At 46.5% G+C, this 25,197-nt stretch carries 25 protein-coding genes; 18 read left to right on the top strand and 7 right to left on the bottom strand.

Features of this window, described 5'->3' with window-relative positions:
• Positions 1–22 precede the first annotated feature (22 nt).
• Positions 23–454: a GAF domain-containing protein gene (locus BUA17_RS21940; protein ID WP_072734976.1), complete on the bottom strand. Its 432-nt coding sequence runs from the start codon at positions 452–454 to the stop codon at positions 23–25.
• Positions 455–832: 378 nt separating this feature from the next.
• Between BUA17_RS21940 and BUA17_RS21935 the strand changes: the two genes are divergently transcribed.
• Together BUA17_RS21935 and BUA17_RS21930 are read left to right on the top strand one after the other, a co-directional pair.
• Positions 833–1,609 (top strand): Crp/Fnr family transcriptional regulator, encoded by a 777-nt coding sequence (locus tag BUA17_RS21935; protein ID WP_244552206.1) that lies wholly within the window; start codon positions 833–835, stop codon positions 1,607–1,609.
• Between the two features lie 282 nt (positions 1,610–1,891).
• On the top strand, positions 1,892–2,962 hold the full coding sequence (locus BUA17_RS21930) for a serine hydrolase domain-containing protein (RefSeq protein ID WP_072734975.1): 1,071 nt from the start codon (positions 1,892–1,894) through the stop codon (positions 2,960–2,962).
• Positions 2,963–3,095: 133 nt separating this feature from the next.
• Here BUA17_RS21930 and BUA17_RS21925 read toward each other — a convergent pair whose 3' ends face one another.
• The 3 genes from BUA17_RS21925 to BUA17_RS21920 form a co-directional block, all read right to left on the bottom strand.
• Complete coding sequence (locus BUA17_RS21925) at positions 3,096–3,626, bottom strand: GNAT family N-acetyltransferase (protein WP_072734974.1); 531 nt, start codon at positions 3,624–3,626, stop codon at positions 3,096–3,098.
• Positions 3,627–3,713: 87 nt separating this feature from the next.
• Positions 3,714–3,869 (bottom strand): hypothetical protein, encoded by a 156-nt coding sequence (locus BUA17_RS31315; RefSeq protein WP_162842450.1) that lies wholly within the window; start codon positions 3,867–3,869, stop codon positions 3,714–3,716.
• A 153-nt stretch (positions 3,870–4,022) separates the two neighbouring features.
• Positions 4,023–4,316 (bottom strand): hypothetical protein, encoded by a 294-nt coding sequence (locus BUA17_RS21920; RefSeq protein ID WP_139295713.1) that lies wholly within the window; start codon positions 4,314–4,316, stop codon positions 4,023–4,025.
• A 217-nt stretch (positions 4,317–4,533) separates the two neighbouring features.
• Here BUA17_RS21920 and BUA17_RS21915 point away from each other — a divergent pair, with 217 nt between their 5' ends.
• The 3 genes from BUA17_RS21915 (at position 4,534) to BUA17_RS21905 (ending at position 8,123) form a co-directional block, all read left to right on the top strand.
• Positions 4,534–6,045, top strand: a complete 1,512-nt coding sequence (locus BUA17_RS21915; protein ID WP_072735020.1) for a DUF6359 domain-containing protein — start codon at positions 4,534–4,536, stop codon at positions 6,043–6,045.
• A gap of 145 nt (positions 6,046–6,190) precedes the next feature.
• Positions 6,191–6,820 (top strand): sporulation-specific diadenylate cyclase CdaS, encoded by a 630-nt coding sequence (gene cdaS, locus BUA17_RS21910; RefSeq protein WP_063566290.1) that lies wholly within the window; start codon positions 6,191–6,193, stop codon positions 6,818–6,820.
• 196 nt (positions 6,821–7,016) lie between these two features.
• Entirely contained in the window at positions 7,017–8,123 is a 1,107-nt protein-coding gene (locus tag BUA17_RS21905) for a Glu/Leu/Phe/Val family dehydrogenase (RefSeq protein ID WP_064642772.1), read from the top strand.
• A 207-nt stretch (positions 8,124–8,330) separates the two neighbouring features.
• Here the strand turns inward: BUA17_RS21905 and BUA17_RS21900 are convergent, their stop codons facing one another.
• On the bottom strand, positions 8,331–9,194 hold the full coding sequence (locus tag BUA17_RS21900) for a LysR family transcriptional regulator (RefSeq protein ID WP_072734972.1): 864 nt from the start codon (positions 9,192–9,194) through the stop codon (positions 8,331–8,333).
• A gap of 193 nt (positions 9,195–9,387) precedes the next feature.
• Here BUA17_RS21900 and BUA17_RS21895 point away from each other — a divergent pair, with 193 nt between their 5' ends.
• On the top strand, positions 9,388–10,431 hold the full coding sequence (locus BUA17_RS21895; protein WP_244552205.1) for an alkene reductase: 1,044 nt from the start codon (positions 9,388–9,390) through the stop codon (positions 10,429–10,431).
• A 75-nt stretch (positions 10,432–10,506) separates the two neighbouring features.
• On the opposite strand, the gene BUA17_RS21890 is transcribed toward BUA17_RS21895, so the two are convergent.
• Positions 10,507–11,712: an MFS transporter gene (locus tag BUA17_RS21890; protein ID WP_072734970.1), complete on the bottom strand. Its 1,206-nt coding sequence runs from the start codon at positions 11,710–11,712 to the stop codon at positions 10,507–10,509.
• Between the two features lie 259 nt (positions 11,713–11,971).
• Between BUA17_RS21890 and BUA17_RS21885 the strand changes: the two genes are divergently transcribed.
• Complete coding sequence (locus BUA17_RS21885) at positions 11,972–12,553, top strand: TetR/AcrR family transcriptional regulator (protein WP_072734969.1); 582 nt, start codon at positions 11,972–11,974, stop codon at positions 12,551–12,553.
• A 98-nt stretch (positions 12,554–12,651) separates the two neighbouring features.
• Here BUA17_RS21885 and BUA17_RS21880 read toward each other — a convergent pair whose 3' ends face one another.
• Positions 12,652–13,776: an LLM class flavin-dependent oxidoreductase gene (locus BUA17_RS21880; protein WP_072734968.1), complete on the bottom strand. Its 1,125-nt coding sequence runs from the start codon at positions 13,774–13,776 to the stop codon at positions 12,652–12,654.
• 268 nt (positions 13,777–14,044) lie between these two features.
• On the opposite strand from BUA17_RS21880, the gene BUA17_RS21875 reads away from it, so the two are divergent.
• From BUA17_RS21875 to BUA17_RS21825, 11 genes are all read left to right on the top strand, one after another.
• Complete coding sequence (locus BUA17_RS21875) at positions 14,045–15,430, top strand: helix-turn-helix domain-containing protein (protein ID WP_063566282.1); 1,386 nt, start codon at positions 14,045–14,047, stop codon at positions 15,428–15,430.
• A 256-nt stretch (positions 15,431–15,686) separates the two neighbouring features.
• Positions 15,687–17,072, top strand: coding sequence for a hypothetical protein (locus BUA17_RS21870; RefSeq protein ID WP_072734967.1), 1,386 nt, complete (start codon positions 15,687–15,689; stop codon positions 17,070–17,072).
• A gap of 131 nt (positions 17,073–17,203) precedes the next feature.
• Positions 17,204–17,365 (top strand): aspartyl-phosphate phosphatase Spo0E family protein, encoded by a 162-nt coding sequence (locus BUA17_RS21865; RefSeq protein ID WP_139295711.1) that lies wholly within the window; start codon positions 17,204–17,206, stop codon positions 17,363–17,365.
• A gap of 137 nt (positions 17,366–17,502) precedes the next feature.
• Positions 17,503–18,012 (top strand): DUF1453 family protein, encoded by a 510-nt coding sequence (locus BUA17_RS21860; RefSeq protein WP_072734966.1) that lies wholly within the window; start codon positions 17,503–17,505, stop codon positions 18,010–18,012.
• A 248-nt stretch (positions 18,013–18,260) separates the two neighbouring features.
• Positions 18,261–18,449 carry an aspartyl-phosphate phosphatase Spo0E family protein gene (locus BUA17_RS21855; protein ID WP_063566279.1) on the top strand — a complete coding sequence of 63 codons (189 nt, stop codon included), beginning with the start codon at positions 18,261–18,263 and terminating at the stop codon, positions 18,447–18,449.
• A gap of 217 nt (positions 18,450–18,666) precedes the next feature.
• Complete coding sequence (locus tag BUA17_RS21850) at positions 18,667–20,499, top strand: cache domain-containing sensor histidine kinase (protein ID WP_083584814.1); 1,833 nt, start codon at positions 18,667–18,669, stop codon at positions 20,497–20,499.
• Between the two features lie 5 nt (positions 20,500–20,504).
• Positions 20,505–21,272, top strand: coding sequence for a response regulator transcription factor (locus BUA17_RS21845; RefSeq protein ID WP_072734965.1), 768 nt, complete (start codon positions 20,505–20,507; stop codon positions 21,270–21,272).
• 103 nt (positions 21,273–21,375) lie between these two features.
• Positions 21,376–22,671, top strand: coding sequence for an ABC transporter substrate-binding protein (locus BUA17_RS21840; RefSeq protein ID WP_072734964.1), 1,296 nt, complete (start codon positions 21,376–21,378; stop codon positions 22,669–22,671).
• A gap of 27 nt (positions 22,672–22,698) precedes the next feature.
• Positions 22,699–23,403, top strand: coding sequence for a beta/alpha barrel domain-containing protein (locus tag BUA17_RS21835; protein WP_072734963.1), 705 nt, complete (start codon positions 22,699–22,701; stop codon positions 23,401–23,403).
• Between the two features lie 34 nt (positions 23,404–23,437).
• A complete protein-coding gene (locus BUA17_RS21830; protein WP_079695868.1) occupies positions 23,438–24,352 on the top strand; it encodes a carbohydrate ABC transporter permease in 915 nt (304 codons plus the stop codon).
• A complete protein-coding gene (locus BUA17_RS21825) occupies positions 24,336–25,190 on the top strand; it encodes a carbohydrate ABC transporter permease (protein ID WP_063566274.1) in 855 nt (284 codons plus the stop codon). Before BUA17_RS21830 ends, BUA17_RS21825 begins: the two co-directional genes overlap by 17 nt.
• Positions 25,191–25,197 lie beyond the last annotated feature (7 nt).

Raw genomic sequence — 25,197 nt, 5'->3', positions numbered from 1 at the left:
AACGTATTACAGACAGCTATCTTTATCCGTACACTTTTGGCTGCAGCTGTATAGCGACCTGCTCGGTCTGACGGACCATCTCTGGTGAGAACGTGCAGGGTAATCTGCTGCCAAGGAGCAACACGGCGCCAGGAACACTTCCTTGCTGGAACACAGGCACCGCTATGGCACATACCAACCGCTCCGCAAGCATTAACGGGCAACGGCCGGGTGTATGCTCCCCGGTGGATTGTGCATCAGATAGAGCGGTGCGTCCAGTTCGAAGCGCTGTGCCAACCAGATCTTGTCCGGGACGCATCTCCATGCGTTTCACACGTTCGTTACTGGCGCCGGATGTATATTTCCAGCGCAGCATCGTGCCGGACAGACAGGCCAGTCCGCAAAAATCGCTGGAGGTACTCAGGCGCAGGCCGTCGATCATCTCCTGAATGCCAGATGGCAGTTCATCATGCATGAGAGGACACTTCCTTTTTTGGAATCATACCGTACGTTACGGTGTAATCAATATCGTTATCCTGTGGTCAGGGAACATCTTAAAATAAGGGTATTTCGCTGTTGTTTCTATTGTAGCCCCTTTCTTCCGTGTTGTAATTCAGGGAAAACCCCTATTTCCGTTCTGCAATTTGCTGATCCTGTGTATGGACAGGCATTCAGGCCATGAATGGCAAGGCTTTTTTCGATTACGGAGTCGTAAAGGGATCTCGTAAGTGTGATTTATCTCACAGAAAATTCAGGGAGTTTCCCCGTGAGGTTCAGGTAATCCCCCGATAACCCCCACGCTATATTCGCGGTATGATGGATACATAAGGAAACACCGAGGGGGACGATGGTAATGGGTACGGTATTTACAGAAAGAACAACCCAGGCGACACAACAAGAACAGACGGAGGCGAGCAAGATGACACGGGAGACAGGTGGAATCCTTTCGTTCGTGACAGCTGAACAGTGGGGCTTGATCGAGGCGAAGATGCAGCCAAAACGGGTAAAGTCGGGGTACAGTCTCTTTCTGGAAGGCGATGAAGCCGGATACCTGTACTACATTCGCTCGGGAAGAGTGAAGCTGACCAAGTCGACTGAGGATGGGAAAGAAATTATTTTATCGATTCAACAAACCGGGGATCTGATTGGAGAGTTTGGCGGCATTGGCGGATTGACTCATAGCTACAGTGCAGAGATGGCTGGCAAAGGGGAGCTGGGGATCATCTCGCTCAGCGACTTGGAAAGTGTACTCAGCAAACACGGTGACCTTGCCTTGAAATTCCTGCAATGGATGGCGCTCGCCCAGCGTATCACCCAGTCGCGTTTCCGTGACCTCTTGCTCTATGGCAAGGCAGGTGCACTCGCATCGACGCTCATTCGTGCCAGCAACTCGTATGGCAAAATTACGCCGGATGGCATCGTGCTCGACATGAAGCTGAATCATACCGAATTATCGGAAATGATTGGTGCCACGCGGGAGAGTGTAACGCGCATGTTGGGAGCCTGGAAAGAACAGGGGACGCTGGACACCATGGATGGAAAGCTGATGATTCGTGATCTGGCAGCCTTGCGCTGCATGTGCGGATGTCCGACATTTCCAAGCTGCCCGGTAGAGCTGTGCCGATTGTAATGAAATCAAGTTGAATAGGGTTGTTTCCTTCCATGGCGATTGGGGTCGTTACGGAGAATTCAAAAAAGCTGATGTCCGATTTACTCGGGGTCAGCTTTTTGGCGTGATATGAGCGGCTTGAAGCAGTGGTATTGAATCGAAAAGTTTAGAGGGTTCAGTTATCCGGGCAGGAAATCAAGAATTGGAAACGAATACATAGTTTGGTTTGCTCAAAATAGGTTGATCAACGTAATTTCAACATTCAAGTAATAAAAGAATCATAAAAAAGGAGTACATTTTACCATGATGGATTTACAAAGTTTTGTTTCAGATTACACAAAAGATAAGAAACATTTACAGCTTGTTATCGGGATTGTTAGGGAGAGAGATGTTGAATACTATTCATTTGATAATAATAAAAAGAAAAGTGTGATCCCTCCTGAGCATAAGTTGTTTGAGATCGGCTCCATAACCAAAGTTTTTACATCCATAATTTTATTAGAAATGGAACAAGAAAAACTGCTTTCCTCGGATGACAGTGTTGGTAAGTTCATGCAAAACGTTGAAAACGATTATTTGAATAAGATTACCTTGAGAAGCCTTGCTACTCATACCTCTGGATTACCTATATTGGCAATCAACCACAATTTGGCTAAAAAAAGATCGAATCCTTATTCAATGTATACCGAGCAAGATTTAACTGCTTTTTTATCTACTGCTGATTACACGGATAGCATAGGTTCGTTTGGATATTCCAATATCGGTGTAGGTTTACTGGGATACATACTATGTAAGGTGTCAGGAAGTACGTATGACGAACTGTTAAAAAAATATATAACGAGTCCATTAAAGATGAATGAGACAGCCGTTATGCTTGATGCAGAACAGAATAGCAGGTTTTTGAATGGACATGCTTCATCTGGGAAAAGAGTCCCTCATTGGGATCTTTCTATACATGTAGGAGCTGGGGGGATTAAGTCATCTGTTAGCGATTTGAGTTTATTTGTCCAAGCCAATCTAAATGATAATAATCCGATAGCCTCTACACTACAAAAAAGTCATCTCCCTATATCGATCGGAAATTCAAACCGTTATTTTGGCTGGGGTGAGGATAATCTTCTAGATAAAGGTATCCTCTGGCATAACGGGGGTTCAGCTGGTTTTAATAGTTATCTAGCTTTCAATAAGGAACTCCGTGTAGGAGTTGTATTGCTATCCAATTATTCTTTTTTCTCAAATTCTCTTATGGATCATTATTTTGCTCAAATCATAAAATGGATTACAAAAAAAGAGCCTTCACAAGGAACGATGATAGACTCTACAGGTATAAAAATCTTAGAAGAAATCATGCAGAGAGAAGCGTCATTAAAGTAACCGGAAACGATAGCAGTATTAGCCAACTAATCATTAGGTGGTTTTCTTATATCTCAAGACTCCCATCCAAGATAACTAATCCATGATACAAAAGAGGACGTGTTAACGCCCTCCTGCATTATACCCATGGTATTCACTCACCTATATATTCCTTTGCAAGAATCGAATATAGACATGAATCATGATATTCCCCTTTGTAAAACCAATGCTCTCGCATCAGACCTTCACGCTGCATACCAATCTTCTGCATAACCTTCTCAGAAGCCCTGTTGTTCGGGCGGCATTTCGCATAAATACGGTGTACGCCAAGTGTATTGAAGCCAAAGCCAAGCATCGCTCGGGCTGCTTCGGCAGCGTATCCTTTTCCCTGATAAACGGGATTGAGCACATAACCGATTTCAGCGTTCGTCTTTTCTATGTGAAGGCCAACACCGCCGATCAGGATGCCCTCATTTTTTAAGCATATCGCCAGTTCGAAGCCCTCTCGTGGTTGTGTTTGCTGTGAATTTAGCACAAATTCCACATAATCTCGCGTATCTTCTTCTGTATTCGGTCCCCATGCCGTATGCTGAGTAACTTCTGTCATGGATGTGTAGCTATGTATACTTTCCCAGTCTGTCTCCAGAATATCCCGGATGATGAGTCGTTCGGTCTCCAATTGCATAGCTATTCCCCTCCTAGTAAAACAAAAATAGCCCAATAACCGATTCGTGTAAAGAATGGGTTACGAGCTATGTAAGTATAAGGCATGCTATTGTGGTTGTTTACATTCAACTGCGGGATAAGTATAAGCCAGCTTGCGAATAATTTCCTTTTGCCATTTCGTGTCACCCAGGTTGGTTGCCAGGTTCAGAAGATCCAAATAATCGTCAAGCTGCAGATCAGCCTTTTGCAGAGTTGTATTCATTCGATGTTCGTTCCCCTTTATCTATAAAATCGTTAAGTCATGTACAGTAGGCAGAAGACTTGAGACAAGCTCAAGAATGATAATCATTATCACAGTTATATTATCATTATGCAATGAACGATGTCAAAATGCAATGCCAAGGCTCGAATGTACTCAACTTTTTTTCGAAAAAAGGCTCATCCACAGCACATAGGGAACGTACACACCCAGGTATGCAGACGGATAAAGAAACCATCCATTCAACAGGAAATGGTGAATTTCTGTGGTGAACGTTGTCATATGGGCATTCGTAGCGTACACATCTCCGGCAATGACAGTCGCCGCACTATAGAAGCAGAGCAGGGCAAGTACATGGAAAACACGGGTCACCATCGGAGAGCGAAGCGCAACAAAAACCATAATCAGTGGAACAATCAGCAGGAGCAGAAGAAAAAGAAACTTCATCATACAGGTCTCCTTTGGGATACTTTTGTTAAACAGTATGGGCAATTGGTGGAATTTCCAAATTTTTTTTCAAACATTTTACAAAAAGAAAGAGGAATTCAGCATATGAACGATTAAATTAAAGGTGGATAACCCATTATCAGGTAATTACGAGGAGGAGAAGGCAAGTATGAAGAAAGCGATATGGCAGCATTGGATCGGGGCATTCCTGATCTTCATCATGATGGCGACGGCATTGCTTCAACCTGGTTCACAAGGTCCGGTACAGGCCGCTGCAGCACCTATTACGGTATCGCAGGCCATCGCTGCCCAGAGTGGCGGAGCAACGGCAACGGTGGAAGGATATATTGTTGGACATGCCACCGGTTCGCTTACAGCCAAGTTTACATCTCCTTACGCCAATGATTTTAACTTCTTGATTGCAGATTCAGCGACAGAGAAGACTAACGCGAAACTGCTCGACGTGCAGATTCCAGCGTCGTACCGCTCGCAATATGGACTGGCTACCAACCCGAATCTTGTGGGGCAGAAGGTTATCATAACCGGAACGCTTGGCGCATACAACAGTTTTGCCGGAGTTAAGAATCCTACCTCAATCGCACTCTCCTCTGGAACAACCAATCCTGATCCTGATCCAGGCACAACGCTGCCGGATGGTACAGGGAAGAAAGTATTATTCGATAACACGCATGCTCAGACAGCCGGGGCTGCGGACTGGGTTATTGATGGGGCATTTTCGGACTTTGCGAATGGTTTGCGAAACGCAGGCTTTACCGTGGATCAGCTGGATCGCAGCATCCCGTATACCTTCGGTGAGCAAGCCATCACCTTTAATAAATTGAAAGATTATGATGTCTTCGTTATCGGCGAAGCGAACGTGCCTTTCAAAGCGACAGAGCAGGCTGCACTGCTGCAATATGTACAGAATGGTGGCAGTGTCTTCTTCATTGCCGACCACTATAACGCAGACCGGAACAAAAACCGCTGGGATTCCTCCGAAGTATTCAACGGCTATCGCCGTGGTGCATTCTTGAATCCAGCCAAAGGCATGTCGTCAGCAGAAGCTGAATCTCCAGCTATGCAAGGCGTGACCAGTTCGGACTGGTTGGCATCCAACTTCGGTATTCGTTTCCGCTACAATGCATTGGGAGATGTTAATGCAACGGATATCGTCGCACCTTCACAGTCGTTCGGCATTACAACCGGCGTGAACGCAGTGGCCATGCATGCTGGTTCCACACTTGCCATTATTGACCCGAACAAAGCCAAAGGTCTGGTGTATGTACCTAGTGGGGTTTCCAAATGGGGCAACGCGGTAGATCAGGGCGTATACAATGGCGGCGGACGAGCTGAAGGAGCCTACGCAGCGATCGCCAAGATCGGGGCAGGAAAAGCAGCATTTATCGGCGACTCCTCACCTGTTGAGGATGCCACTCCCAGATATCTACGTGAAGAAACAGGCGCTGCCAAAACAACGTATGATGGCTTTAAAGAAGTGAATGACGGTGTATTCCTCGTGAATACCGTGAAATGGCTTGCAGTGAAAGAAAGTTACACAAGTCTGTCCCAGGTCGCTGGACTGACATTGGATACGCCGACAAGTCTGCTTGCTATTGAAGCTCCGGCTTCTTCCACTGAGCCGCAAACCGAACCATGGGCTACACCGGCTGCAGGCTACAAATGGTACGATCCTACAACGTTTAAGGCAGGATCGTACGGCAAAGCGCAGTAAGATAAGCAGTAAGAAAAATATACGGAAAATCGGCCTGTTCGCCACAATTGCGGACAGGCTTTATTTTGCATAAATGCCCGGAGCAGAGGGAAACGTATGGGTAATTATGAATGATGAGTGAGATGCCAAGGTGAGGAGGAAGACCATGATGAATCGGCAAGCAGACTGCGACAGCTCGACCATGAGGCAGAAACTCAAAGGGGACCTCCATCGTGTGGCAGATCGAATGAACAAGACGTTATCCACCTTTGACCATGACAGTGTGTGTCTGCTGGGCCAATTTGCGGAGATTCGGGCCGAGATCAAGCAGATCGAGGTGCTGGCGTCTTCCTTTTATCTGGATTGTTATCTGTCTCCCTTCACGGAGAAATTTGCCGAACTGACTGCCAGTGTACAGCATTTGTCGGATCGCAGATATGGTGCGCTCATTGTAATTGAACGGGAAGTTCCGCTTGAACCAATTATCCACTCAGGGGTTGCAGTCGATGCCAGAGTCACGCATGCGTTGCTGGAGTCGCTGTTTATACCGGGTGCACCTCTGCATGATGGGGCGGTGCTGATTCGGGGCAATCAGATTGTATCCGCGGGCAATGTATTACCTTTGTCACAGGCCATTGCACATGAACGGAAAATTGGCACACGGCATAGGGCTGCTCTCGGATTAAGTGAGCTGACGGATGCGGTTGTGCTGGTTGTCTCGGAAGAGACAGGTCAAGCTTCATTCGCCGTGGGAGGGGATCTGCATCCCATCAACGTGGTTGAAACCCTGCCATGATTACTGGTCGCTAGATTTTTTACCGATTCCATGCTGGAGTAAATGAACCTTTTTCCCTGTGAAGAGAGAAAGGTCTTTTTGTTACATCGTGATGTGGTTTTGCACAAACTTGATCATCATGGGTACAATAGAGGATGGAAGACGAACTGAAGAAGGCGAATTGATCGCAAAAATGGTTGGAGGAGACGGTTAACACATGAGCTGGTTTGATGCAATGGAACATCACGATTATGAGGAACTGGTACTGTGCCAGGATAGAGCCTCTGGTTTAAAAGCAATTATTGCTATTCACGATACAACACTCGGTCCAGCGTTGGGAGGCACACGGATGTGGACCTATGCTTCGGAGGAAGCTGCCATTGAAGATGCCTTGCGCCTTGCGCGGGGAATGACATATAAACATGCTGTATCCGGACTGAATCTGGGCGGAGGCAAAGCTGTAATTATCGGGGATCCGCGCCGTGACAAAAATGAAGCAATGTTCCGGGCTTTTGGCCGATACATTCAAGGACTGAACGGACGTTATGTCACCGCAGAGGATGTGGGAACGACAGAAGAAGATATGAATCTGATCTATCAGGAAACCGACTATGTCACAGGTATATCGCCAAGCTACGGCTCCTCCGGTAATCCTTCCCCGGCAACAGCCTGGGGTGTATATCGGGGCATAAAGGCCGCAGCGAAGCAAGCATTCGGCACGGATCTGCTGGAAGGCAAAACCGTGGCTGTACAAGGTGTGGGCAACGTGGCGATGCGTCTGTGCAAATATTTGTACGAAGAAGGTGCGCAGCTGATCGTTACCGATATCCATAAGGATTCCGTGAAGCAGGCTGTGGATCAATTCGGTGCAAAGGCGGTGGACCCTGCCGACATTACTGGAGTGGATTGTGATATTTATGCTCCATGTGCATTGGGCGGTACAATTAATGATGATACGTTGAAGCAGCTTAAGGCCAAGGTTGTGGCAGGCTGTGCCAACAACCAGCTGCTGGAGCCGCGTCATGGTGACAAGCTGCATGAAATGGGGATCGTATACGCACCAGACTACGTGATCAATGCAGGTGGCGTAATTAATATTGCGGATGAGCTGAACGGCTATAACGCAGATCGTGCGTGGAGCAAGGTTGGGGAGATCTACAATAATCTGGAGAAAATCTTCGACACGTCACGGACCGAAGGCATCGCAACGTATATTGCTGCGGATCGCCTGGCTGAACGCCGCATTGAACTGATGAAAAATACACGCAGCACGTTTCTGCAAAATGGTCATCACGCGCTGAGTTCCCGCAGACTGCGCGGGTAAATTCAAAGGATTCACATTACAATAAAATGTAAAACAGCTAAAGGCAGGCATCCCCATGGTGAACTGCACCCCATTTGTTAGAGAGGAGGTGCAGTGCAATGGATGCCTGCCTTCTCTTTGAGTTTAAAGATTTTCTTGTAAGGCGTTTATCGTATGGCTCGGCTAACATTAAAAATTCTTATAACCCGAGAGCAACGCAATGTTATTTCAAAATGTAATACACTTCTGATTCAGCAGCTTCACAAATCGATCCAGCGCGCTGCTGACGTATCGATCTTCACCCCGGACAAAGGTCGTTGTGGTATGTGTGAATCGTTCGGCCAGATCAAATACAGAGAACTCATCTGGTTTCTTGTGAATAACGCTGCAAGGCATAATGGTAAAAGCAATCCCCGACTCCACACAGCTAAGCAGGTTATCCATCGTGCTGACTTCAATCATATTGCGAGCAGACAAACCTTCTTCCTGCAAATATTCCTCCGTAATTTCACGGTATGGGCAGCCTTTTGGGAAAACGACCCACGAAACCTGACACAGGCTTTCGGGTGGAACGTCCATCCTTTTGGAGATGATATGCACCGTGTCCTGCATTTCATATTCCACTTTCAGACCCTCTTTTACACACGCACCACTAATAAAGGCACCATCAATCTCGTATTCCTGTATTTTCTTGCGCAGCACTTTGGGTGAAGTGGCATTCACAAGCGAGATGGAGACCTCGGGATAGGTCACTTGGTATTCATTGAGAATCTCCATGAACCGGCTGGATGCTGCCGTCTCCACAATCCCGATTTTTAACGTGCCTGAAGGCTCACCGGGATCAGTCATATCCTGCTCTAGATCGTTTAACAGGTCACGGATGCGTGTTGCATACTGGATAAATTGTTCTCCTTTGGAAGTCAGTACCACCCCTTTGGGAAAACGGTTAAACAACTGAACCTGATATTCCTGTTCCAGTTTTTTGATGCGTGTGGTGACGTTGGATTGTGCATAATTCAATTCTTTGGCGGCCTGTGAGATTTTGCCGGACCTTGCCACCGCGAGAATAATATCGATATCCGAGAGTTCCATGGCTCTGGCCTCCTGAGTTGTAATGAAATGAAGTAAAGTGAAGTGTTAGGTATCTCTATGAGAGATACAACTATATATTTCAATCATTTTACGATATATATATGCCGGCTTACAATATCGTTATCAACAGCTTTTACAGAGCAATGGAATCATGCAAAACGCTGACAATGGAGAAGGAGTTGTGATGAGAAATATGTCTACATTACTGAGTCCGGTGACGATCAACGAATGGCATTTGAGAAACAGATTAGTGATGGCACCTCTTACCCGAGGGTTTGCCAATTATCAGGATGGGACTGCGACGGAAGAGATGGTGGCGTATTACGAGCGACGTGCCAGGGATGGCGTAGGGTTGATCATTACAGAGGGGATTAATCCCTCGCTGGCAGGCAAAGGAACCTACGGTATCCCCGGATTATATACGGCTGAACAGACCGCTTCATGGAAAAAGGTAACGAATGCCGTCCATAAACACGGAGGAACCATCATCGCTCAGTTGTGGCATGTGGGCAGGCTGTCTCACTCCGATCTGATCGGTACCCTGCCACTGGCACCTTCAAGCATCCCGGCTCAAGGAAGAGTTCATAAATTGCATAAGTCATATCAGATACCTCAAGCCATGAGTGCGCAGGATATCAAGGATAGCATTCAACAATTTCAAACGGCTGCCCGCAATGCGGTACTGGCTGGATTCGACGGAATTGAGCTGCATGCAGCACATGGTTATCTGATCGACCAGTTCATTAATGAGAAGACGAACCACAGAACAGACGAATACGGAGGCGATATCCAGGGACGATTGCGTTTTCTGAAGGAGATCATTATTGCAGTCCAAAAAGAGATCAGTGTGGATCGCATCTCGGTACGATTTTCCGAGAAAAAAGATGATGACCCTTCCTATGTCTGGTCAGACAAGGCTGGAGTGCTGAACGCCTATCTGAATCTGTTCCGCGAGACAGGTATTACAATCTTGCATCCTTCAACAGATCGATACACCACAGTCTGGGATGGGGAGCACAATTTCCATGAAGCGATTCGCCAGCAGTGGGATGGAATCATCATTGGCGTAGGGGATCTTGAGGCAACAACCGCAGAGCAGGCAGTGCAAGATCGGAGCATTGATTTGGCAGCGTTCGGCAGACCGTTTATCGCCAATCCCGATCTGGTGCAAAAATTGCGTTCGGGGCAGCAGTTGGTCGAGTACGATGCCAATGCACATTTGACTGTGTTGGTGTGAATGTAGCAAGAAAAGGGCAGAAGCTGATCCTCAAGATCACTCTGCCCTTTGTTTTGTTTACATATGGAAGGATGGTTACGGGTTACTGACGACGGTAACTTTCTTTTCCGTTAAGTAGTATACGAGTGCCAGTAGAGGCATCAACAGACCAATCAGTGTGGTGAGACTCCAACCTCCATGTGCGTAGGACCAGCTGCCAAGAGATGATCCAATTGCGCCCCCTACAAAAAAGATCGACATAAATATCCCGTTTACGCGTCCTCTTGCTTCGCTCAACGAATAGATAATGCGCTGTCCCAGCACCAAATTACCCGAAACCGCCATATCCAGCGTGATGGCAACGACCACAAGCAAAATAAGGGTAGCGGTAGAGTGACCCTGGAACAGATAGGCAAGCCCAAAAGATGCAGCCGCGATGACCATGGCGAGTCCGGTTAATATACGGGTTAAACCTTTATCCGCCCATCTTCCGGCAATAGGTGCTGCGATGGCACCCCCAACACCAGCCAGTGCAAACCAGGCAATTCCTTGCTGGGACATGCCATACTCATTGGCGAGCTGCAAGGGAACTGTGGTCCAGAACAAGCTGAAAGCGCCAAACAGGCTGGCCTGATAGAGGGCTCGGCGGCGGAGCATGGGAAATGTTTTGAGCAGGGAGCCCAATGACAGAATTAATTGTCCGTACTTCATCGCAGGTTGTGGCTGACGTGCAGGAAGTGCACGTGATAGGAGCAATGTAAGCAATACGATAATGATTGCCGAGAAGACAAAGACCGCTTGCCAGCCGAGCAGGCTTGTAATAAAACTTGCGACTGGCCGAGCCAGCATGATGCCCAGCAGTAGACCACTCATCACGTTGCCGACAACCCGTCCGCGTTGCTCCTCAGAAGTGAGGTAGGTGGCGTAGGGAACCAGAATTTGCGCAACGACTGAACTGATCCCGATGACGAGGGAAGCAGTCAGAAATAATACGGCATGGGAAGAGAAGGCAGCGGCAATCAATGCAACGACTAGAATGATGAGGAAAAAAGTTACCAGTCGCTTATTCTCCAGAATGTCACTGAGCGGAACGATAAACAGCAGGCCAATAACATAACCGATCTGTGTTAACGTCACAATCAGTCCCGCAGCAGCAGAGGAAAGCCCTGTTGTCACGCCGATTGGTCCTATAACCGTCTGTGCATAATACAGGTTTGCCGCAATCAGCCCGCACGCCGCAGCCAAAAGTAAAATCAACCAACTGGAAACTGAATTTGATTTCACATCAGTTTGCATATCCATGAGTATCACCCTCCACATGTTCTCAAATTATTTTTTATTAAAGTGAACTTGTATTGAAATTGTTAATTACTAAACGGTGCGTTTACTAATCGTAAGCATATAATAAACTAAACGTTTAGTATTGTAAATAGGCGTGGGAACTTTTTTTATGTCGAAGTAAGGTAAGAACGAAATTGTTTAATGTATCGGTGTTTTAGTATAATGAACGTATAGTTTTTATGAATTACAGATGCATTGGTTACACCAAGGAGGGCTTATGATGACAGCCAAAAGAGGGCGTCCCCGCAATGTGGAAACCCAGAATGCGATTCTTGCAGCTTCCTATGAATTATTACTGGAACACGGATTCGGAGCGATTACGATCGAAAAAATTGCTGAACGTGCTAAGGTGAGCAAAGCAACGATATATAAATGGTGGCCAAATAAAGGTGCTGTCATTATGGATGGGTACATGTCTGCGGCAAAGGCAAGATTGCCTGTACCGGATACAGGATCGGTATTTGAGGATGTGCGCATTCATGCGAGCAATCTGGTTGTTTTTTTGAGCAGCCGGGAAGGAAAAGTGATCACACAGATTGTCGGAGAGGGACAGTCTGATCCAGGGCTTGCAGCAGAATACCGAACCAGATACATTCAGCCTCGTCGGCGCGAAGCGTGGGGGATTTTTGAAAAAGGTATAGAACGGGGACAGTTGAAAAAGGATTGTGACATCGGACTGTGCATAGACCTCGTCTATGGAGCGATGTTCTATCGCATGCTGGTGACTGGCGAAGCGATAGATACTGAATTCGTGCAGCGTTCGTTGATCTCCTTGTTTGAGGGTATTAAATCTGGATCATAGAGAAAGACATCTTGGGGGAGGGATAGGGCGATTCTTAAGAATCACCCTGGATACATAAAGGCTTGTGGATGAATGGGGATTGTGTGGAGAACTGAGAACTATACCTGGAAGATCGGTGAGATGGCTGGGGGCCATGAATCAGGAGAATGCGAAGTGGAAGAAGGAAGAGACTCGTTCAAGAGCGGGGGCTCGTTCCATATGAAACTGGGTATTTCGCGTCGTAACACCGGCGCTACATCCTGGGCAAAGCGTTCTACCTGCTCCAGCTGCTCTGCATGGCTGAGTCCATCCACGCTGATACTCAGTACCTGATGTCCATATGCGGCATGGTAATTGAGGATCTTCTCAATGACTTGCTCTGGACTACCAATCAGTACAGGACCATGCGCAATGTTATCCTCCAGGTCCTTAAAGGGTGACTGGTTGTGCTGCGCAGCGGCCGTAGCATGAAATGCCTCATAATAAGGCGTATAACGACGGATCGCCTCTTCGCGTGTATTCGCGAGGTATAGGCTGCCTGCCCCGGAGCCAACCACCGCTCGTTTCGCATCATGACCATAATAATCGAGACGCTCCCGGTAATGGTCAATTAACGCTTTGTATTTTGCCTGCGGGTGGAAGGAATTCGAGCTAAATATCGGTTCGCCATACTTAGCTGCAAGCTCGGTAGAGCGGGTGCTCGATGCGCTTCCATGCCAGATCGGAATGGATTGCTGAAGCGGTCTCGGCTGAGTAGTAACCTCTTGAAGGGGAGGGCGATACGTTCCCTGCCAGGTTACATTCTCTTCAGTCCACAGCCGTTTCAGCAGTTCGTAGCGTTCACCGAGTGAATCCCATTGTTCCTCCTCGCTAATGCCAAACAGGGGATAGTGCCGAGGATCATTGCCTTTCCCGATGATCATCTCCAGCCGTCCGCCCGATAATTGATCCAGCGTGGCATAATCCTCGGCAACCCGTACCGGATCAAGTATACTAAGAACAGTGACCGTTGTTAGCAACCGGATACGTGAAGTCGCAGCAGCGACGGCGGTCAGCACAACGGGAGGTGAGGAAGACAGAAAAGGTGCGCCATGCCGCTCACCGATCCCATATGCATCGAACCCCAGCCGTTCGGCCAGCTTGGCTTGTTCCAAAATATTGTGGAACTTCTGTTGTGTTGTTAGTGATTCACCAGTTACGGCATTTGGAAGATTCATCATGAGACTAAATAAGGCAAATTTCATCTAACCATCCCCTTGGATTGGATTGGAAAATCACTGGGTTGTCTAATCCTATGGAAATAGTAGGATATTCAAGCTAAAACTAACTTTACCATGTTGCCATGCATTCTTCTAATGGATTTTTTCTATAAGGCGGATTAAAGCCGCTCAAACCTAGACAAATGGGCAGGAAATTGCCACGATTTTTATTGACCGCTGTAAAATTTAGGATTAAAATTGTGCATATCATATAAATTCAAATTTATGGATTTTCATTGTGGAGGTGGGAGACATGGAACCTACAACTACGATACGCTCCTTTATTGAGGACTACATCAGGAAACAGGGCTATACTCTGCAATACTTTGCCGATATATCGGGTGTGAACGCTGGAACGTTAAGTGCGATCATCAAAGGAACGCGGCCAATCGCCATGGCTCAACTGGATTTGATTACCAAAGGCATGAAGCTGGAAGAAGGCCATTTCTACGAAATTTACGGCGCTGAGTGTTTTGTGGAGTCTGCACCACATTGGAGAAGACTGGAACCTTTTCTGCAACGTTGCGCCGAGCTGGACAAGCTCGAATGTATTCAGAGGGTAATCCAGCAAGTGACGGATGACCGCTCCTATATTTCCGAATTATTTGAGATGGCAGAAGGCATGCTTGAACGAGGACAAAAGAAAGCGGCCCGCATGTTATATGAATGCGTTGCGGAGTGTGAGAAGTACCAACATTCGGAACGTCTCGCATTGTGTCAGTATCGTATTTTCACACTATCTCTGGGTCAAGATCAGCATGAAAATCTCAGGGCAGCCGTGCACTTCGAGCCATATATTAATAGGCTGGATGAAGAGCGGCAACTGGATGCGATCAAGGATCTGGCGAATACATATTTGGCTTTGAGATATTGGGACAAGTTATTTTCCCTTTCTGATGAGTTGGATCAGAAAACTAAAATTTTACAATTATACACAAAGAAAAAAACGGATAAAAGTGAGCGGTTAACCGCATACCCATTATTTGTATATATAGCATACTCAAATCTACTTAAATCTGCTGCTTGTGAGGGGCAGGGAAAGTATGAAGATGCGCTTTATTATACAGGGGTATATACAGATGTAGTGGATATTCATAATTCTAACGAAGAAGATCGGTTATATATATCTAAGTTTAAGTTTTGGGCAGAAGCGAACACGTATGTCTATAAATTAATGATGGGTGATCTGAGTATTTTGCCAGCATACGTTGATTTTATTGAAATTAACGAATCAGATGTGCTTCCTGCTATGACTAATATTTTGAAAGTGGCTAATAATTTTGACCAAGATATCAATGAAATACTCCATAAATTTAGTGTCCAAATCTATTCGGAAATTGATCAATTAAAAGATTATACCGATCAGGTCAAGTCGGATATCTATATCACATTTTTATTTGGACAAAGTGTTTATCACCTCAATCGTGGTCAGTACTCTGAGGGTATGAATCAACTTTTATATTGTTTGAACGAAGCAGTTAAAATTAATAACCATAAAGAGACTATACATTGTGTAGCGTTATATGAGAGATATAGACACATATCTACTCCAGATCATGCACAACAGTATAAAATGATAATGATGGAGGTAGAGCGTAATTATGATAAAAAAGAAAATCGTTTATTTCATCTTGCTTAGTTTGCTAGTCGTTAATGTCACCCAGTTAGGTTCATTTGATCATGGGATCCCTTTTGTAACATCGCTTACCACTACACATGGTGGTGGTACGTTATAGTATTTAAGTAGTGAATTATCAGCTTTTAAAATGGTTTATTTCCGAGATCGGAAATAAGCCTTTTTTGCGCAGATTGACCATTGTAAAATTCAGGATTAAAATTACATTTATTAAGTATTGATGAATCTTAAGTTAGTTTGGTTGATGGGGGTGGGAGAATTGAAACTTGCACCTACGATACGCACATATATAGAGAATCACATAAGAGAAAGAGGATATAAACTACAGCAATTCTCAGATGTCACAGGTGTCAACGTTGGCACATTAAGTGCTATCCTCAAGGGCAGCAGACCTCTAGCTATGAATCAGTTGGATCAAATCACATCTGGTATGGGGTTGGAGAAGGGATACTTCTACGAGATGTACAGTGTGGAATGTTTTGTGGAAGCCGCACCTCATTGGAGGCGTTTGGAACCGTTCCTGTATCGCTGCGCTGAACTTAACAAGCTAGGCTGTATTAAAAAGGTAGTCTATCAGGTTACAGATGATCGATCCTATATTTCAGAACTGTTTCAAATGGCAGAAAATCTATATTTCAAAGAAATGAATGAAGCGGCGCTTATTTTATATGGATGCGTAGCCGCAGGTGAGAAATATCAGCACTCGGAACGGTTGGCGTTATGCCAGTACCGTATTTTTTTGCTTCATAAAACAATGAGTAAATTCGATAATCTGGCTGCAGCAGCCCAATTGGAACCTTATATTGAGAAATTGGATGAAGAAATACAACTGGATGCTATTAAAGACTTGGCGAATGTTTATAGTACAATACATCTCTGGGATAAGGTTTATGATCTGGCAGAGGAACTGGAACGAAAAGTTGATTTTCAACTTGAACTTCAATCTCGAAGACGGAAAAATAGAAAAAGAACCGCCTTTTACCCCATATTTACGTATAAAGCATATGCGAATTTATTGAAGGCAAGTGTCTGTGAAGCGCGTAAGCAATATGAAAAAGCTCTGGAATATACAGATGTTTACGTGACTGTTATTGAAATCTCTAATCCAACAGAAGAAGAGCAAGAATTAATAGAACGTTTCAAAGGATGGGCGGAGGGAAATCGGTATTTATACCATTTGATGAATGGGAACCATGAGGTTATTGAACCTTATCTGAATTACCTTGATGCTAATCCACATGAGATTTTAATAGCATTCGTGAATATTGTGCAAGCAGCTAACCGGCACTCACTGGATATTGATTCTGCATTGGATAGATTCGATCCTTATATTAAACAATTCAACACGGATATACATTTAAAAGGGACGTACAATATGCAAATGTTGAATTATAGATATATATGTTTTTATTATGAGTTAGCGAAGTACAGGCTCAACCAACAAAGATACGCAACGGGGATTGACACGTTACTCACGAGCCTGGAACTCTCATCATCAAGTAACGATGACCTAATGTCTATTAAATCTATTGATTTATATGGTAAATTCAGAAGGCATGTAACGAACCAACAGGAAGAACAATACAATAGGTTAATAGAAGGCCAGAGCTCACAAAATTTTGGAATTAGAATTAAAAGTGTATAACTACTGAGATCTAATCTTGCTCAATATAACGACCTCTACTAAAAGATCTAATACAAAAATTTTGCAAAGCATTCCATTATGAATTTTTAGATAAATGTACCCTAAAATAGGTTGAAAAAGGGGTGCATGCTGTGAGAGAAATCAAGCAGATCAAAGATCAAATCGAGCAGAATCGGCAACATTTGCGTCGGTTGGTGGAGAAACATGGCATGCATGATGATAAAGTTCTCAAGCAGTCTATGGTGCTGGATGAACTGATTAATAAATATATTCGACTAAGAGAGAAACACTAATTTGTTAACGCTCTTATCTTCCTCTGTAATCCACCTATAGGTGGACCTACTTATCAACCCAGTTGTGGACGCTAGAGCGGTGTTCTCCCTGCTATGCTTAAAGCATCAAATCAAGCAAATTACAGGGGGAACAACGTATGACGACGAGCATGTGGGTTCAGATGATCATCATGTTTGCGGTTTTAGTATTCACTTCAATTGGACGAAAGCCAGTACGTTATTATCGTTTATTGCTGCCTTTCGTTATTATGGGTTATTATGCAGTCAAATTCCTTAAAGACATGACTCTTACAGGCAATAATGTGCTGTTTTTGTTGGTGGCCGTGATTGTAGGGGCATTGTTCGGAATGATTGTGCTGGGAATAACGCGTATGGAATTCGATGCGACGGCAGGTAAGTGGTATACCCGAGTGGGGATAGGTAGTGTGGTTGTCTGGGCGGTGGCATTCCTGCTACGCATCATTCCGGTGGAATGGATTACGCATCATCCGCAGCAAGCATACCAGTATGCAAATGAGCATCAATTGGATCTTCAGAATATCGGCCCTGCATTTATATTAATGACCGCAGCTATGGTTTTGGTGCGTGTAGCAGGGATTCTAATCCGCTCCAGAGCGAGCAAAGTACAGCATACGATTGGAACATAATTTATAATGTGTTTCTGTCTTTAGTCTTTGCGTAAAGGGACTCCCATTTTCTCATGAGTACGATATGTAGTTTATTGTGAGTGGAATATATCTATATGCTGTAGATGTGACGATTTTCACGGATTAATGCAAAATGCTATGTTATGAAAGTATTGTTATGTAAGAAAACATTTTATTTTGCAAAGGAATAAAATATGAATTTTTTGGCAATGTATCCTAAAATGTTTTAAAAAGAGGGGGTGCATGCTGTGAGAGAACCGAAGCAGATTAGAGACCAAATCGAACAGAACAGGCATGAGTTAAGTCGTTTGGCGGAATATCATGGCATGCAAGACTACAAAGTCCTTCAACAATCGATGGTATTGGACGAGTTAATTAATGAATATAATCGCTTCAAATATAATAAACACTTTATGAATAGACAGCCGATTGCATAATGCAGTCGGTTTTTCTATGCAATAGAAGAGTAGTCGACTGTAGCCATACAGTCGGCTTTTTTGCGTTTCGTCGAAACCTGCGCTTCAATCTTGAAATTCCGTACCAATCCCATGGTTGGCAGGATAGCCAACGATCATTAAAACTGAATATGATGACCCCAGTTATATTCAGATTGATCTGTGAAGGGGGCTCATACAATGATCGGGAGAGGGAGGGATGAACGGAATGATGGACAAGGTACTAGGTTATTTCGGAAGAAATATAAATCTGCGCACCAAGCTGCTTCTGTTGTTCCTGGCGTTGACCTTGCTGCCGCTAAGCTTGCAGGGAGTGGTGAATTACCTGCATTTCTCGCAGACGATTGATCGCAAGACGGAGCAGTTCACCATTGATATTGTTCGCCAGATTAATACTAATCTGAATCGGCTGCTCAAGGACTTCGAACGTTTGTCGCTCTTGCCGCTCTATGATCAGATGGTGCTTGGCATTCTGGGCAAATACAATGCTCCGATGGGATCGGGTACATGGGCGCGGTCCGATGATTATCTGAAAATGAAGCTCTACACGTCCGGTCAAGCGTATGACCGACCGGAAATCCGTGGCATGCATCTGATCAGCAACAGCGGCATTTTGTTCTCCAATCTGGATTCGCTGGCAGTGAATCCGGTATGGGACAGCAGGCAGGATGACTGGTTTGCAGAGCTTAACGGCTCGGAAGGGGAATGGCGTCTGCTTCCTCCACACGAACCAAGCTATTACACGGGCAGTCGTGAAGAGCCGTATATATCGGTTGCCCGTGAGATTCGTGATCCGGGTACACTCCAGCGACTGGGTTACATTCTGATCGACATCCGGCTGGAAGCCTTCGGCCAACTCTTATCCAATCTGAATTTTGAGCAAAATGCGAGCCTGATGATTGTCGACAGCACGCAGCGTCTCCTGTTCGAACGCACCTCAGCCGGAGGTCTGTCCGCATACGACCAACTGTTAAAACATGGCCAGCTTCAAGGATACGCAGGCAACCAGAAGGTTGTCCTTGAGGGGAAGCCCTATCTCTACGTACAGCACCATTCCAGCTATTCAGGACTTTCGGTGATCAGCCTTACACCTATTGCCGTTATTCAGAAGGAGTCGGGCGAGATGCTCACGTTTACGTTTGGATTCGCTGTGTTGTGTATGGCGGCCGTAGCAGTTCTCGCTGTTCTCTTATCCTACCGTATAACGAGGCCGCTAATTCGATTGAAACACAATATGATTCGGGTCGAGCAGGGAGACTTTAGCCAGCGCGTAGTGCACTTTAGCAATGATGAGTTCGGACAGATTAGCCGGGGTTTTAACCGAATGATGGAAGAGATCAATCGACTATTCAACGAGGTATTTCTGTTGGGCATTCAAGAGCGAGAGGCGGAGTTGTCAGCATTACAGAGCCAGATTAATCCCCATTTTATATACAACACATTGGAGTCCATCAACATGATGGCGGTCCGCCAGAAGCACGCTGAGGTGTCTGATATGGTGACGGCACTTGGCAAGCTGCTGCGTTATACGATTGATAAGGTGGACCGGAGGGTTCCGCTTCAGGAAGAACTGGCTTTTGTACAATCCTATGTACGCATTCAACAAGTACGTTATGACGGCAAGCTGGAGGTAATCTATGACATCGATGAAGCCATTACAGAGTGTCTGATTCCTAAGCTGGTATTGCAACCGCTGGTGGAGAACGCTGTCTACCATGGCATTGAAGGGAAGGCGGATGGCGGGGTGATCTGGGTATCTGCATTGAAATTCGATGATGAGCTGCTGATTATTGTGCGTGACAATGGCAAAGGCATGGCTCAGGCGGAGATTGATGAATTAAATGAATCCATTGCTCGGCAGCCTTCCAATGAGGCATTGCGTTGTCATGCCGGGGACAGGCTGGGACTTAACAATATCTCTCAAAGGCTCCGCCTCATGTATGGAGAAGGCAGCGGCCTGAGCGTCGATGGCAGTCCCGGGCAGGGCCTGGCGGTGACGATATCCATTCAACTTCAACCGAAAGGGGAATGAAGCGCATGTATAAAGTATTGCTTGTGGAGGATGAGACGGTCATCCGTCAGGGACTGAGAGAGCTGATTGTACAGGCGGCTCCTCAGTTCGAGGTAACAGGTGAAGCTTCGAGCGGAGCCGAGGCACTGGATTTTCTGAGATGTGAAGTACCTGATGTGTTGATCACGGATATTCGCATGCGTGAAATGGACGGGCTGACACTGGCATCCAAAGCAAGAGATATGTACCCTGAACTGCTGATGATCATCATTAGCGGGTACGGAGAGTTTGAATATGCACGCAGGGCGATGGAATACGGGGTATTGAACTATCTGCTGAAGCCGATTGAACGACATGAACTGGCATTATGCATCCAAAAAATTCAATTGCTGCTGGATCGCAGGTATGGCATTTCAACCCTTCCAGTCACTGAGCCATCTGGGAAAGCAGAGCACTCCGGCGGAGATACGCGGAAGATTATCCGAGATGTGAAGGAGCACATCAAGCAGCACCCCGATGGGGATCTGCGACTTCAGACCATAGCAGCTCTGGTTCATCTGAACCCCACCTATCTAAGCCAACTGTTCAAGAACGAAACAGGAACCAATTACTCCGAATACATCGCTGAGGCTCGTATGGAACGGGCCAAGTGGCTGCTGGTTAACACAGGGCTCAAAATCTATGATGTTGCAAGGTTATCCGGGCATCAGAGTCCCAAGCACTTCATGCTGGTATTCAAGCAGCAGGTGGGATGGACAGCAGGGGAATATCGTGACCGATTCAGCATTTCTTGAAATACCATACCATTTCTGTAATTGACGTGATTTATGAGCGGGCGATGTCTTCGTTATACTTTGGTTGCACATGTATACCACTAAGTCCATAAGGGGGATTTTCATGAAAAAAGCAGGACTGATATTGATACTCTTACTCATGATGATTGCTTCAATCGGGTGCACAAGCTCCAATTCCGGAAGTGATCCTGGGCAAGCAGCCGGGGAGAATGGAGAGGTTGAGCTGAAATTCATGATGTGGGGCAATCAGGCACATATGGATGTATACAACAAGCTGATTGATAGCTTCACGCAGGAAAATCCAGGCATCAAGGTGACGATGGAATCCGTTCCTTTCGCAGAATACCAGCAAAAAATTTCGGTGCTTGCCGCTGGCGGCTCTCTCCCAGATATCGCATGGGTATCGGAGCGGATGGTGCCACAATTCAAATCCAATCACATCCTGGCTGATGTATCCGAGTTCAAGGATGATGCCCAGTTCAAGCTGGATGATTATATACCAAGTACATTGGATTTGTTCCGTGATGGAGATCAGCTGCTGGGGCTTCCTTTTTCTACACCTCCGGTGGTCATGTTCTACAATAAAACGCTGTTCGACAAAGCAGGCCTGACCGACCCGAATACACTTGCCAGCCAAGGGCAATGGACATGGGAACAGTTCGAGAAGTCCGCTAAGGCGATCACCAGCAAGGAGGCGACCAACCGGATCTATGGCGCTAACTTTTTTCGCGACTGGAAGACCTGGGCTGTGCTCTCCTCGTATTCCTGGTCCAATGGCAGCGGCCCGTTCGACGAAGGCATGACGAAATTCACCTGGAACGATGCCTATGGCGTACAGACCTTTGAACTGCTGGAGCGCATGATGTTCACCGATGAATCGCATCCAAAAGCAGGCGAGCAGGTCAGTTTCGATGCTGGCAATGTGGGCATGTTCTTCGATAACTACAGCTATGTTTCCAAAGCAAGAGAAATTACGGATTTTGAGTGGAGTATCGCTCCCATGCCTTCCGGTTCACAGGGCAGCGTACCGATGCTGGGGCAGGCTGGATATGCCATGTTCAACGACAGCAAACATCCGGAGGAAACCAAGAAGCTGTTGAAGTATTTTGCCAGCGAGCAGGGCATTCAGGAGACGGCCACCTACTTTGTGCCTCCGCGTACCTCTGTGCTGAACTCCGATGCGTTCATTAATCAGCCCAATAATCCGAGCAAGGAGCATATTGTGCAGGCGGTGATTAATGAAATGCCAAAAGCGCGCTTGATTCCAGGTCATATCCGTTGGCAGGATATCGACAATGCGGTGTTGCAGGGATTTGACCGACTGTTCGCCCGTTCAGCGACACCCGAGGATAATCTGAAGCAAATGCAGGAAGAGGTCCAAAGCGTGCTGCAACAATAAATAATCTTATAGAAACAGGAGGTGAGCATGATGGGCAAATTCAAGGAATTGCTTGATCGGAAATCCCTGTCACTTGTGGTCAGCTTACCCGAGAACGATCTATCTTTGGCCCGGGCAGCAATTGAAGAGGGCGCTGATGCACTGAAGGTGCATTATAATGTCGGTCATCGCGCCAGCGGGAATCATTTTGGTCCACTGGACAACTATGCCGAAGTTTTTCAGGCGATCCGTAGCGAGTTTGGCGGCCCGCTTGGGGTCGTACCATCCGGTAGTATAGATGGAGCACGGAGGGAGGACGTGGAGCGTCTCTCCGGGCTGGGTTTTGACTTTTATTCCATCTATGCACATCACTTGCCATCCTTCATGCTGGATGACCTGGGGTTGGACCCTACGTTTGCGATCAACGACGAATATGAACCTTCAATCGTAACGTCAGCGGCTCATTACGGCTTCACCGCCCTGGAGGCATCCATTGTGCCTGGGAATGAATATGGTACACCGCTAAGCTTTGCGGACGTGCTCAAGTATCGCCGTCTGGTCTTACAGGCGCAAATTCCGGTATTGGTTCCTTCTCAGCGTAAGCTGGTGCCGGAGGATGTTCGGGTGCTGCACGATACCGGGGTCAAGGCGATCATGCTTGGAGCGGTCGTAACAGGCAGAGCGGAGGAGCAGTTGCGAAGGGCTGTTAACGCCTTCCGTAATGCGGTGGACAATCTGAACCGTCCAGACTAGAGGGAAGAAATTTGATAAAGGGGAGGGCCTGACTGTGACCCATTCACGCAAGCGTACAGGAAGAGGTCCGCTCGCCAGAGAGGCCCAGATCGCGGGATGGCTGTTTGTATCACCGATGGTGCTCGGGTTCACCCTGCTGCTGCTGTTTCCAATGGGTTTGGCGCTATACATGAGCCTGACCGACTGGCCGCTGCTGGGGGATCATCATTTTATTGGACTGGAGAATTACCGGAATGTGATGACAGACGCCATGTTCTGGAAGGTGCTTGCCAATACAGTCTATTTCACTGCGGGGCTTGTGCCGCTTAACATTGTGCTCGCTCTACTGCTCGCGTTGCTGCTATCCAGAAGTTTGCGCGGTATCGGAATTTTTCGAACAGCCATCTTCGTTCCGGTCATGACCTCGCTGATTGTATGGTCCATCGTATGGAAGCTGATGTATGCGACAGAGTCGGGACTGATCAATCAGCTTCTGTTAATGATAGGCATCAAGGGTCCGGCCTGGCTCTACAATCAGGATCTGGCGATGCCTGCGGTTATTGTGACGAGTGTACTGAAAAATGTGGGGCTGAATATGGTGCTGTTCATTGCAGCCATTCAGCAGGTGCCGCGTTCACTTTACGAAGCGGCAACACTGGACGGCGCGGGCAGAAGGGGAACTTTCTTTCACGTCACGCTGCCCATGATTACGCCAACGGTGTTTCTAACCATGGTCATGACCGTGATTGGCTCGCTTAAGGTGTTTGGACAGATCTACGTCATGACACAGGGAGGGCCGAGCAACAGCACGAAGGTATTGGTCTATTACATCTGGGAAAAAGCATTCAAATTATTTCAGTTCGGCTACGCCTCTTCGCTTGCCTATGTGCTGTTTTTTATCGTGCTAATTCTGACGCTGCTGCAATGGCAGCTTCGAAAGAGGTGGGTGTTCAATGAAGGCGATGCCTAATCCTTCGGTTCGTAAGACATGGAGTGCCCTTGGGACGTATTTGCTGCTGACACTGATCTCGCTGATCATGATTGTTCCATTTATCTGGATGATATCGACGTCATTCAAGGAACCTCAGAGCATATTTACCTATCCACCACAGTGGATACCGGATACCTTCCGATTTCAGAACTACATCGATGTCTTTCGATTGATTCCGTTTCATCGATTTTATTTTAACAGTGTATATATTGCTGCTGTGGTTGTGCTGGGTACGGTGTTCTTTGCATCTCTCGCTGGGTACGCATTTGCCAAAATTCCGTTCAAGGGACGTAATGTGGTATTTCTCATCCTGCTGAGTGCGATGATGATTCCCCATGAGGTGACGGCAATCCCGATGTTTCTGTTCATGCGGCAGCTGGGGTGGATTGATACACATCTTCCGCTGATTTTATTGCCGATCTTTGGGGCGGGCGGTGTGTTTGGCATCTTTGTGATGCGGCAGTTCTTCATTACGGTACCCACCGAGCTGGAGGAAGCGGCGATGATTGACGGCTGCAACCGCTTCCGGATCTATGCGCGAATTATGCTCCCAATTGCCAAGCCCGGTATGGCTACGCTGACGATCTTTACTTTTGTGACAATCTGGAATGAGTTTTTCGATCCGTTGATTTTCATTAACTCGCGAGAACTGATGACGCTTCCGCTTGGGTTATCCCTGTTCACGGATGAAGTGGGTACAGCCTGGCAATATCTGATGAGTGCCACCGTCATGGCGACCCTGCCACTTCTGATTGTCTTTTTCCTGGCACAACGGCGCTTCATTGAGGGAGTTGCTATGACAGGACTGAAAGAGTAGTCCATGT

The sequence above is a fragment of the Paenibacillus sp. ov031 genome (genome assembly GCF_900143165.1).
Lineage (GTDB): Bacteria > Bacillota > Bacilli > Paenibacillales > Paenibacillaceae > Paenibacillus > Paenibacillus marchantiae.
This window is presented reverse-complemented; position numbering and strand designations above follow the sequence as displayed.